Below are 12056 nucleotides of genomic sequence, written 5' to 3' on the forward strand. Positions count from 1 at the left end.
CAGCCTTTTTATTAAATTAGCAACTAATTACTTGAGCAAAATCATTTTCTTATAAGTCTTAAAATCACCTGCTTCAATTCCATAGAAATAAACACCGGATGCTAAACCTCTTGCATTAAATTCAACAGAATAAACTCCAGCCCCCATAAATTTATCAACAAGTGTAACTACTTTTTGACCAAGAATATTGTAGACTGTCAATTTAACATTTGAAGGTTTAGCAATTGAGAAATTAATTGTTGTTGTTGGGTTGAATGGATTAGGATAGTTCTGTTCAAGTGCATAACCATTTGGAATTTGATTGAGGTCTTTCAATGAACTTACAACAGTAACTTTTATAAATTGAATAACATCAAGATTAACATTAGAGCCTGTTAAAGTAACTGTATGTTTACCTTCATTAAGAGAAAATTTATCAGTGAGATATGACAGCCCTGTTGAATCAGATTTGCTTTCAAGTGTAGCTGTTAGTTTCTCGGTACCATCTATTTTAACACTAAGTGCTTGTGGACCACTATAATTTTGATAAAGAATATTCAATGCATAAGTACCACTTGCAGGTGCATTTACATCAAATGAAACTGAACCACCTGTATTAAGAGCAACTGCCTTAAACCAGCTTGGAACCCATATAGCACCTTCTACTTGAGGTTGAACGAGGTCATAATCTGTTACATCGGCACCTGTTAATTCCTTAATTATCTGTCCATCTTTTAATATTCTAATACCAGCAAAATTTTGCCAACCCCAGGATTTTTCGATTCTTACAGTATTTGTACCCTTCTTGAATGTTAGTGCTCCAGCTTCAATAATATCTGATTGTTTTACTACAACCCATTGCCAGCTGTTAATATCAATACCAGCTGCAGGACCTGAAGCAGGGTCAAAAATCAATTCCCCCCAGCCATGAGCAGCATCATGAATTTCTACACCATTTACATATGTATGTTGACCTCTCATACCATTACCACGCATATGCTGATAAATACCCAAATCATATTCTCCCTCTTCAGGTAAATCAAATGTCCATTCAATATACCCACCTGCATCCATTACAAAATAAACAAATCCAGATACTGATTTAACTTGTGCAGCACCGCCAAGTGTGGTTTTTTCAGCTTCATAGGAAGAAATAATATCATACTGATAAATTGGTCCAGCAAGTTTTCTTAATTGTTCGACATATTGTTCCTTATTCTTTTCGAAAACAGCTTTTTTATCAGGGAACCAGTTCAAATCACCTAATGGCAATCCATCGGTTCCAGCAGTCAACAGGAAAGCTGGTTCAGTATAAGAAAAGTTTTCTGGTAATGGCCAGCTTGGGCAAGTATTACAAATTGTTCCATCAGGATTTTGGGGCAGATTATAAAAATATGTAGGTATTGATGAAGCCCCTGCTCTTATGCCAGTAACATTTTCAATCATATTAGGAATAATTTCAGATGGATATACAGGGAAATTCGGTCTTTGATCTAACCAGAATGTATCTTTTACTACCATGTTTTCATACTTGCTTAAGAAATCTTCTTTGAGTACAGGTCCAACAAATGGTTGCTTTCTAATGTTATTTGCATTAAAGAATGTAATAAACTGCGGATCTAACCAAGCAGCAGTATTGGCAAATAAAATTCTACGGCTTTGTTCAGGTCCGTATTTAGTCGGTAATGCTCCAAAAGCAAATATGCCAGATGTTGTTGCACGTGGGTCTCTATTTGGGCTATCCAATTCAGTTTGATTGTGAGCTTCTCCATGCCAGAATGGATTTATAAGTAAATTATTTGCAAAGTATGCTTCATAGAGCCATGGTGTTGTATTAATACTTCTGCCATTAAATACTATTGTATTGTGATTGAATCTCAAATATTTTGCTGTACCACTTTCAATCTGCAAAGAAGTAAAACCAATGTTAAAGAATGTATTGTTTTCGATAATTACTGTATCAGCATCATTCCATATTGAAATACCACGGCCTGTCCAAATTTGTGTTGGAGGTGATTCCAGTAAATTTCTATAAACGCAGTTAGTAATTATAATATCATTATTTTTACCTGTCCATGCAACAAGAGCAAAATTGGTTCTTTCAAAAATGCAATGGTCAAAAACAAAACGAGAATCGCTGGCATCTACCTGAATTGGCTGGTATGCTGTTTGAACCCCCGCATCGTCACAACCAATAAAATAAATGTTCTTAAATGTAATGCTACCACCGCCTGTAATTAAACGCGCTGTAACAGAACCATCAGGTCTGGATACTCTTTGAATTACTGCTGGAAATTTATCTGGATTTTTGGGATCTGGTGGCTCGCCAACTATTCTTAAATGCCAACCATCATTTTTAATTTCTTCTGTAACCCAGTAAATTCCTCCAGCTCGTAATTTGTATACTCTTCCTTCAGGTCTATTTACATCATTATTAATTGCGTTTGTTAAAGCATCAACAACAAAATTACCCTGATTATCAAGATACTCTACAACAAGAGTATCGCCCTGTTGTGCGCTGACTTTTTTAGTCGGTAAAATTATCAATCCTACAATTAGCAAAAGAAATAGTATTTTGAAAAAATGTTTCATAAGAACCATCCTCCATATATTTTGATGAAATAATTTAATTAAGTGAAAGAAACACTCCTTATTTGTTAAAAATTATACCTAATACCTACATCCATAGTAAATCCATAGTATTCAGTATAGGCAGCATTTGTTTCGACATTTCCTCTATAACTTCTATCTGCCCTTTTATTAAGATTATTCAGATTGACGAATACCTGAATATTCCATGGTAGTTTTTGTTGAAGAGTTAAATCCCATCTATAATAAGTACCAGTGGATTGATCTAACCCTGGATAATTAGCCAAGTATGTTAGTTTGTCTGTTTGATATAAGAATGATAATCTTGCAGAAAAGTCTTTAACATCATAACCGAGTGTAAAATTAAAAATATGAGAAGGTTGATAAGGCATTCTTCCTGTTCTAATTGTATCCTGAACTACATATTTAATCGTTACTCTTGGTGGTTTACCTTCAACAACTCTATTTACTACAAAACGTTGTTTATCAACTTCTGAGAAAATTCTTGAATAGTTTACATTAAAAATCAAACCTCTAAGAAATGAAGGTAAGTACCAGAAGTGTGTCTGCCACTCTACTTCGAATCCTTTATAATAAGCAGGATATGGATTATTTAAGTAAGTATCCATATATGGTGTTGCTACTACTCTTCCATCTTTATCTCTTAGCCAGGACGTTGGAATATTTAATCCTGCAGGTATTTCAACCCCGGGTTGCAGCTGATAACCAGATTGGAAAATCAAGTCATTAATTTTCTTATAAAAGCCAGAAAATGTAAGAAATCCTACATAATTTTGATAAATCTGAATTGAGGCATCATAGTTTGTTGATTTTGCAGGCTTCAATGCTGCATTGTTAGCTCTTACATAACCATTGAATCTGTCTATTGTAGTAATAGGAGCATACTGCATATAATCTGGTCTTGTTAATGTTTCAGTTCTTGCTAATCTAATTTTAAGCCAGCTGAATGGATTTACAATAACATGAACCATGGGTAACCAAAACTTATTATCACGCACATTTTCTAATCTTTCGAAATCTGCTGGTGGTAATTGTGTACCTGCCTGTTCGACTTCTTTAAAACGTTGTCCATGATATTTTGAATAATCTGCTTCATATCTTACCCCCGGGATCAATGTAATTAAATTTTTGTAGCTAATCTCAGTCATAATATATCCTGCCTGATATCTTTCAATTCCATCATAGTCATAGCCAATTGAGCCCATTGAATAATATAACCAGTTACTTGGGGTTTGTTTTGATGTTTCCTGAAGTGCTTCGAGAAATTGTTTTAATAATCGTTGATCAACCATAAATCCCAGGTCATATTCACCATTAAGAAAATGTGGTGGTTTTTCATTTGTTAAAAATCTTGAAATTGGAAATACTGCATTAGAACGGGCTAATGCTGAATCCTTTAACCAATCCCAATCATCTGGATACTTTTGACTTAAATATCTTAAAACAGGCTGAACAATACTATTTAATCCAACACCACCGTATTGAATATTGTCTCTTCCGTATTGTTCTTGGTCATTATTTTTATCTAACCATCTGAACTTACCTCCTGCTTTTATATATCCTTTAAAATCTTTTCCTATATTAAATGGCAGCTGTACATTCATCTGTAATGCTGTTTCATTTTCTTTTAATTTTGTGTTGTAAGTAAATGCATTTCTAAAACCTGTTTTTAGTGTATCAATTAATTGTAAAGAAGGAATTAGATGGGGGTCCATTCCTGGTTCTACTTTTGTAGTATTGAAAGCACCATTTTCTTGAACAAATCCAAATACTTTATCTTCAGGATTATCAGTAAGTGATGATGACCTTGATAATGTTATATCAAAATTTAATAAACCTAAGTCCTGTTGAAATCCTAAAGCCCCGGTGAAAATAGAAGTATTACCTTCCCTTAATTCAAGATTATAATAATGACTATTATGTTCTATATTCATATCATTGATTCTAAAAAGCCCTTTTGAATGTAAGTTGTTATAAAATGCATTAGCGGATATTTTGCCTAATGGCAATTTATAATCTAGTAAAATACTGGCACCTGTTCTTCCTCGTCTTACATTTTCATTTCTTAAAGTAATAGTTTGTGGTTTTACAATTATATTTTCTCCCGAACCAGTTTGTATATAATTACCCTGAAACTTATCCGCACTTCTATCATAATTATCTAAATTAAAGTTGAAAATTACGCCTAATTTATTCTGTAAAAATCTATTACTTGCTGTTCCATTGAAATTGTAATTACCATAATAATTCTGGAGTTGATTATAACCACCCTGAGCAGTTAGACTAATTTTCAAACCTTCTGGTGCTTCTTTAAGTCTTAAATCAACAGTACCACCCAAAGCATCTGCATCCATATCAGGGGTATTTGCTTTTTTCAGAACTATACCATCGAGCATATTAGATGATATTAAAGACAAATCAACACTTCTATCATAACTGCTTGTAGATGGTAATCTAACCCCATTTACTGTTATAGTGTTATATTTTGGTTCTAAGCCACGAATAGAAACCTTGGTGGCTTCACCACCATATCTTTCAATTGATACACCGGGCAATCTACCAATTGATTCGGCTGCATTTACATCAGGTAATTCTTTAATGCGGTCTTTAGATACGACATTAGAAATTGTATTAGAGGATAATTGCTGATTTATTGCAGAAAGCTGGCCCTCTGCTTGTGCCGTGATTATAATTGTTTCGCCAGTTATAGTTTTTGCTTCAAGATAAAAATCTTGCTCAATTGTTTTGTTTGGAACTACAGTAATTTCCATAGATACAGTGGAATATCCAATATAAGATACATTAAGCACATGTGTTCCTGCTGGAATTCCTCGAATAACATATTTCCCTTCTATATCAGTTGCGGCCCCTAAACTAGTATTTTTAATTAATACATTTGCCCCTATAAGAGGTTCACCTGTTTCTTTTTCGAAAACACGACCTCGAATTGTTCCTGAACCTTGTGCATATAAAGATTCGTTAATAAAGAAAAAACAAAGGAAAATAAAACTGAGGTATTTAATAATTCTGTAAAAATTTATCATTCTTACCTCCTTGAAAAATTTATGTTATCAAATTCCCTAGTAGATTTATATTTCTTATTGCCCTGATTTAATTTTTAGATTCTACGTAAAAATTAACGTATCCTAATAGTAAATCCAATAATAAAATTTTTGTATCTCCTAATTAAAGTAATAATAATTTTCTCATAAACTATGCCATTTATGTATTGTATTAAAATAATTAAAATAGTGTGGTTTGAATAAAGATTTATTTATTATTTTAATAAAAAATTATGTTTATAATAAAAAGCTATTTAGATGGGCTATTGATATAAAAGTAAAAAATTGAATTATTTGATGTGATGATTTGGAATGTTTTCTGCAATATAAGACTTAAAATTTAAGTTTGGTGCTTCCTGGGGGACTCGAACCCCCGACCAATAGATTAAGAGTCTACTGCTCTACCAACTGAGCTAAGGAAGCGTTGCAAAAATAATCAAAAATTTTTCCATCATCAAAATCAGTAAATTTCTTTCTAATTTTTATTACATGATTGAAAATTTTGGGTGAGTTATGATGAAATCAATAAAAATTCTTTTTGTGCTTGTTATAGTCCTTTTTTCCTGCGGTAAAGATGAAAGGAATTTTTATATAGAAAATTCAATTAAAGATGATATTGGAAATACTATAGTCATAGAAAAACCTCCTCGTAAAATAATTACACTTGCCCCAAATCTTACTGAAATGATTTTTGACCTTAAACTTGAAAAATATCTAATCGGGAATACCTTATATTGCAATTATCCCGAAGAAGCAAGAAAAATTCATAAAGTTGGTGATATGTTAAGTTATGACTTCGAAAAAATTTTAACTCTAAAACCAGATTTAATTTTCATTACTGTTGAAGGCAATACTAAGGAAGCTTATGATAAGTTCAAAGAGCTAAGACTAAAAATTTTTGTATCCAATCCAAGAAATATATATGGGATTAAAAAAACTTACTTAGATATAGCAAAAATATTCGGTGTTGAATCTTTTGCAAAAAATAGAATTTCAACTTGGGACTCAATTACAAATCATATTATTAACTCTTCTAAAAAATATAAAAGAAAAAAGGCAATGTTTATTATAGAACTGAAACCTATTATGCTTGCTGGTAAAAACACTTTTATTAATGAATATTTGGAAGTATGTGCTTTAAGCAATATTGCTAGTGATTCAAAACTTAATTATCCTGTTTTTAGTCGTGAAGAAATCTTAAAACAAAATCCTGATTATATCATTGTCCCAAGTAATGGTTACTTTACACCAAAAAGAATTTTGGAGATTTATCCTGAATGGAAAAATTTAAGTGCATTCAAAAATAACAATGTAATTACTGTAAATGCTGACCTTTTTGTAAGACCCGGACCAAGATATACTGAAGCATTAAAAGAATTGTTTATTTTACTTCATCCTCAGGAAAAATTTCTTCATTAGATTCTGCAATAAAAAGCATGGCGCATTTATCACCTTTAAATTTTCCGGTGCGTTTGCAGTTTTCGTGGCGTTCTTTGATTTTTTGCAAATCAATTTCACCTGGTTCAATTCCAAAAAAGGTTAAAGCCTCGCCACACTCTGAACAGAATATAATATTATTTTTGAGAGCATCTTCTTTTTCAATCGTGTAATGTTTTTTCTTCATATTCATAATCCTTTAATTCCCAATCTAATCCATCACATGGAAGATATTTTAAAGTTGGATGTTTATCATATTTCATACAGATTACTGCTGATTTATCAAAGTATTTACATGAAGAACACAAAGTATTACTAATAAGTTCTTCATTTTCTTCTTGAAATATTCTGTATTGAATAGTAGCCGGATAAATTATCACTCCATAAATTGAAAGTATAACAAGCCACCACCAGTATCGATATTCAATCACACCATATAAAAGCCACAGCACTGGAATTAATATTGCCGTTCTAATGATTCCCCAAAAAATAATAGCGCCCATAATTTCCTTTCTGTTATGAGCATAATAAATTATCCAGTCAAAAAATATGATTTACTTTTTGAAGTATCAATTTTTTATTTGCTGGTAATTATAGCATTGGAATAAGTGTAAATGATAGAGAATAATTTCTCGGTTTGAAAGTCAATTCTATAAATAAAAATTTTATTGTGATTACTATTAAATTGGTTTTATAATTCTTCCTCGCCTTCGGCGAGTAAGAATTACAATTCTGCTTTTTTCTGTCATTCTGAGGAGACCGCCAAAGGTGGGCGACGAAGAATCTAAAAACCATTCCTTCATTTTTTGAGAGATTCTTCATTCCGCTTCGCTCCATTCAGAATGACTGTATTATCTTTTCCCATTGCCTTTCTGAGTGCACCAAGAAACGAAAGAAGAATCTATTAACCCATTAATGATTTCTAAAAAAATTTTTACTTCGTTCAAAATGACAGCATTGCATCACTGAAGTATAAATAACATCATCTTATTTCTTTTTCATTTGCAAGTTGATTTTAGAATTAACAAAATTTAACTTATCATTGTGATTAATACTTTATTTACTAACAGCAATGGATAATATCTTGAGTGATAATCAAAAACACGAATCTCATAATTCTCAATTTCCTCCAAGAAAAAAACAAAGAAGGTTTTATTTCAGAAAAAAAGTTCAACCAATTACAATTAGACATGATTATAAAGAAATACAGAGCTTTAGCTTTAAGAAAATTTCAGTAGTAATTCCTCTTTATAACGAAGAAGAATCATTAAAACCACTTTATAATGAATTAAAAAAGTCATTAAAAAATATTTCCTGCGAACATGAAATAATTTTTGTTGATGATGGAAGTATCGATAAATCCCTGAGCATAATAAAAGAATTAGCTCGACATGATAATCATGTTCACTACTTAAGTTTTAGAACAAATTATGGAAAATCTGCAGCACTTCAGATGGGATTTAAATATTCTTCCGGTGATGTAATAATTACTATGGACGCAGACCTTCAAGATGACCCCGAAGAAATACCAAATCTTTTAAGAAAACTTGAAGAAGGTTACGACCTCGTTTCGGGATGGAAAAAGAAAAGATATGACCCATTCATAAAAAAATATTCATCTCGCTTTTTCAATTTTGTTACTCGCTTCTTTTCAAAAGTAAAAATACACGACTTTAACTGTGGTCTAAAAGCTTATCGAAGAGCAGTAGTTCAGAGCATAAATGTTTATGGCGAACTGCATCGCTATATCCCGGTTCTTGCAGGCTGGAAAGGTTTTTCAGTTACTGAAATTGTTGTTAAACATCATCCTCGCCGTTATGGAAAGACTAAATTTGGAATATCTCGTTTCTTTAAAGGATTTATTGATTTGATAACAGTATTATTTACAACAAGATATATTAAAAGACCAATGCATTTGTTTGGGTTTTTTGGTTTGCTTACTGCTTTGCTTGGTGGTTTTATAAGTCTATGGTTAACTTATGAAAAAATTTTTCTAAACAGAGGAATTAACAATCGTCCAATATTTTTCCTGGGAATTTTATTAATAATAGTCGGGATACAATTCTTTGCAATCGGTTTGCTCGGTGAACTTTTCGTTCACAATTTTCAAAATGACAAGGAGTATGTAATTAAAGAAAAGAAATGATGAATAGAAATTTTTTACAAATATTAAAACAAATCTAGTTATAAGATTTTTTGTTAATTTGATTCTCAAATTGCTTTTTCTGTTGTTATTGCATTAGTATTTAAATTGCTTCGTTGCACCACATCTCACTATGACAAGGAAAAATAGTATAGTCATTCTGCCCCGCTATAGACGGGGAAGAATCTCTCTTTAAAATTAAGTGTGATTAAAAAATTTTTCGTATGTTACTTATCAATTTAGTTCTAAGTAATTTTTAATTTTCTATCAGTGCAAGCTCTTTTGATTTTTATTAGCTCCCTTCAGCAGGATTTATCACTTTTCCTATAAACAAAATTGTATTCGTATTCTTTTCATAAATTAGGAATAAAAATGGTCTATCGACCTTAAAATAATTGCCAATTGAAGTAACTCCAACACCAATTGAAGTCACTGCTGCGGCTTCCGTTCCTTCTTCGTTAACTTCTATAAATGTTTTATGTATTACCTCACTTATGAACAAATTTTTTAATCTACTAATCTTGCTGAAGTTTGCCCTCTCCGGCATAAAAGCATCTTTCATTCCAAGGTTCATCAAAGCATCATTTAATGTTTTAGTGTATTCAAGTTTGAACTTCGGTAGCATAATTGTAATTTCTTTTTTAACAAATTTATTTTTGATAAAATCAAAATTATCTGTATTCATCATTGAAATAACATCGTCTACTTTTTTATTTAATGAAGGCAAAATTATCATCATGTTAAAAGAACTGTTTCCATATGGCAATTCAACTGCTTCTATGTTTTCATCGTGATAAAAATTGAATTGATTTTTTTGACTCATCATCTGGCAGGTCACAGTATTATTTTCATCAATATAAAATATATCTTCTCTCGTTGAATTTTTGTCAAACCGATATTGCCAGTTCCCCTTAAAGTAAATTGTATTGATAAGAAACATTACAATTTCTGGATTTATTTTATCAATTATTTGGGGAATCTTAGAATTAGTTGCTTCTTTTACCCAATTATTAATTATATCCTTCGCAACGGGATTTGAAAAATCTATTTTGTTTACTTCAGCATTAAAATATTTTTTATTTATCTCTATAAAGTTTTGCTCTACGCTAAATTCATTATGATGCCAAATTGAATTAGCAGAATTGAAAATTACATTTTCATCAATATACTTGAGCAATGAATCCAAACTTTGGTATGATTTATTAATGTCATCGAATTTAAAATCGGAAAAGCCAAGTGCTGTTTTCATCTGGTCATAAGTTTCATCACTTGCTCCATTCAAAACCATGCCCAATGCTGTTGAAACACTCAAAGGAGAAATAATTATATTTTTATTGATTTCATTTTTTGAAATTTCTTTTATGAGATTAAATCCAAATTGTGTAGAAGAATTGACTATATCTTTTTCTGTTTTTGAGAGAGGTCTTATATGAATGTATTGAAAATCAGAATACGTAATTTCACATTTGACAAATGATAATAATAAAAGGAATGAAATGACTTTAGAAAAATTATATTTAAAGTAGGGTTTCATGATATTTTCCCCGGACATTGTAATTAATTTTGCATTTCGAATAAAAAAGCAAAGATTCTTAAGAAATTTATAGAATTTATTATTTAGATAACAGGGATTCTAAATGTAGTATCAATTACTGGGATACAGCTACATTTCTAAAGCAAAATCTTTTTTGAGGTCAAAATTTCTTTTCAAATATTCTAAATAAAAATTCTTATTTTTCTTTTAAAGAATAAGGAAAAATTTATGAAATATCATCTTGTTACTGGTGCCTGCGGATTTGTAGGCAGAAATACTGTTAAACAATTACTTAAAAGAACAAATGATATAATTCTAATGGTTGATGATTTGTCTGTGGGCACTCATCCTTCAACCTGGTTAAATGATTCTGTCACAAAAAAATTTAAGGATATTGAAATATTCGGGAAAGATGAACGATTATTTTTTTGGAAAATGGATATCAGAAAATTTTTGAATCATCTGAATGAAAATTCAAACTGGTTAAAAGATGAATACGGATTAAACATCGAAAGATTTGGTGATGTATTTCATTTTGCTGCAATTGTAGGGGGACGTGCAAAGATTGAAGGCGACCCGATGGCTGTGGCATTAGATTTATCAATTGATGCTGAATTTTTTAATTGGATTGCAAAATCAAAACCTGAACGTGTTCTGTATCCAAGTTCTTCTGCAGCTTATCCAATTAATTTACAAACAGAGGACAATGCAATTGCTCTTAAAGAATCTTATATAAATATTGACGATTATACTCTCGGTAAACCGGATATGACTTATGGATGGACTAAATTAACAGGAGAATATTTAGCAAAAATTGCAGCACAACATTATGGAATTTCTATAGTTTGTATTCGTCCATTTTCCGGCTATGGTGAGGATCAGGATTTAAGTTATCCAGTTCCAGCAATTGCATATCGTGCAGCACGCAAAGAAAATCCATTTGAAGTTTGGGGAACCGGTCAACAAGGCAGAGATTTTGTTCATATTGATGATGTTATGGATTGTATGTTTCTTGCAATGGACAAAATTCATGATGGAAGTGCAATTAACATTGGCTCCGGCAAATTAACTACGTTCATCGAATTAATTAAATTGTTCTCAAGTTTTGCTAATTACAATCCAGAAATAAAACCACTTATTGATAAACCAATGGGAGTCCATTCTCGATATGCTGATATGAGTTATGTAAAAGAAAAATTAGGCTGGCAGCCAAAAATTTCTCTCGAAGAAGGAATGCGCCGCGTTTATGATGCTGCTGTGACTAGTCTAAAAAGTAATTCATGATATATTT

At 31.4% G+C, this 12056-nt stretch carries 8 protein-coding genes and 1 tRNA gene; 3 read left to right on the top strand and 6 right to left on the bottom strand.

Annotation, left to right across the window (positions count from 1 at the left end):
• Positions 1 to 27 precede the first annotated feature (27 nt).
• The 3 genes from VJY32_RS04930 to VJY32_RS04940 form a co-directional block, all read right to left on the bottom strand.
• Positions 28 to 2571 (bottom strand): T9SS type A sorting domain-containing protein, encoded by a 2544-nt coding sequence (locus VJY32_RS04930; RefSeq protein ID WP_353676786.1) that lies wholly within the window; start codon positions 2569 to 2571, stop codon positions 28 to 30.
• 65 nt (positions 2572 to 2636) lie between these two features.
• Positions 2637 to 5633: a TonB-dependent receptor gene (locus tag VJY32_RS04935; protein WP_353676787.1), complete on the bottom strand. Its 2997-nt coding sequence runs from the start codon at positions 5631 to 5633 to the stop codon at positions 2637 to 2639.
• Positions 5634 to 5998: 365 nt separating this feature from the next.
• Positions 5999 to 6074 (bottom strand) — tRNA-Lys (locus tag VJY32_RS04940).
• 90 nt (positions 6075 to 6164) lie between these two features.
• Between VJY32_RS04940 and VJY32_RS04945 the strand changes: the two genes are divergently transcribed.
• The gene (locus VJY32_RS04945; RefSeq protein WP_353676788.1) at positions 6165 to 7070 is read left to right on the top strand and encodes an ABC transporter substrate-binding protein; all 906 of its coding nucleotides are present in this window, start codon (positions 6165 to 6167) and stop codon (positions 7068 to 7070) included.
• Here the strand turns inward: VJY32_RS04945 and VJY32_RS04950 are convergent.
• Positions 7033 to 7275, bottom strand: a complete 243-nt coding sequence (locus VJY32_RS04950; RefSeq protein ID WP_353676789.1) for a hypothetical protein — start codon at positions 7273 to 7275, stop codon at positions 7033 to 7035. The genes VJY32_RS04945 and VJY32_RS04950 overlap by 38 nt on opposite strands.
• Positions 7250 to 7591 carry a hypothetical protein gene (locus VJY32_RS04955; protein WP_353676790.1) on the bottom strand — a complete coding sequence of 114 codons (342 nt, stop codon included), beginning with the start codon at positions 7589 to 7591 and terminating at the stop codon, positions 7250 to 7252. The genes VJY32_RS04950 and VJY32_RS04955 overlap by 26 nt, the downstream gene beginning before the upstream one ends.
• Before the next feature lie 581 nt (positions 7592 to 8172).
• Here VJY32_RS04955 and VJY32_RS04960 point away from each other — a divergent pair.
• Positions 8173 to 9234: a glycosyltransferase family 2 protein gene (locus VJY32_RS04960; protein WP_353676791.1), complete on the top strand. Its 1062-nt coding sequence runs from the start codon at positions 8173 to 8175 to the stop codon at positions 9232 to 9234.
• 289 nt (positions 9235 to 9523) lie between these two features.
• Here VJY32_RS04960 and VJY32_RS04965 read toward each other — a convergent pair whose 3' ends face one another.
• The gene (locus VJY32_RS04965; RefSeq protein ID WP_353676792.1) at positions 9524 to 10765 is read right to left on the bottom strand and encodes a serpin family protein; all 1242 of its coding nucleotides are present in this window, start codon (positions 10763 to 10765) and stop codon (positions 9524 to 9526) included.
• Positions 10766 to 10993: 228 nt separating this feature from the next.
• Here VJY32_RS04965 and VJY32_RS04970 point away from each other — a divergent pair, with 228 nt between their 5' ends.
• A complete protein-coding gene (locus VJY32_RS04970) occupies positions 10994 to 12049 on the top strand; it encodes an NAD-dependent epimerase/dehydratase family protein (RefSeq protein ID WP_353676793.1) in 1056 nt (351 codons plus the stop codon).
• Positions 12050 to 12056: the final 7 nt, after the last annotated feature.

It is taken from the genome of Rosettibacter primus, assembly GCF_036860675.1.
Classification (GTDB): Bacteria; Bacteroidota; Ignavibacteria; order Ignavibacteriales; family Melioribacteraceae; genus Rosettibacter; species Rosettibacter primus.

Excerpts from the sequence above, each read along its gene's own strand:
- VJY32_RS04930 (WP_353676786.1), bottom strand. The coding sequence starts at position 2,571 with ATGAAACATTTTTTCAAAATACTATTTCTTTTGCTAATTGTAGGATTG.
- VJY32_RS04935 (WP_353676787.1), bottom strand. The coding sequence starts at position 5,633 with ATGATAAATTTTTACAGAATTATTAAATACCTCAGTTTTATTTTCCTT.
- VJY32_RS04945 (WP_353676788.1), top strand. The coding sequence starts at position 6,165 with ATGATGAAATCAATAAAAATTCTTTTTGTGCTTGTTATAGTCCTTTTT.
- VJY32_RS04950 (WP_353676789.1), bottom strand. The coding sequence starts at position 7,275 with ATGAAGAAAAAACATTACACGATTGAAAAAGAAGATGCTCTCAAAAAT.
- VJY32_RS04955 (WP_353676790.1), bottom strand. The coding sequence starts at position 7,591 with ATGGGCGCTATTATTTTTTGGGGAATCATTAGAACGGCAATATTAATT.
- VJY32_RS04965 (WP_353676792.1), bottom strand. The coding sequence starts at position 10,765 with ATGAAACCCTACTTTAAATATAATTTTTCTAAAGTCATTTCATTCCTT.
- VJY32_RS04970 (WP_353676793.1), top strand. The coding sequence starts at position 10,994 with ATGAAATATCATCTTGTTACTGGTGCCTGCGGATTTGTAGGCAGAAAT.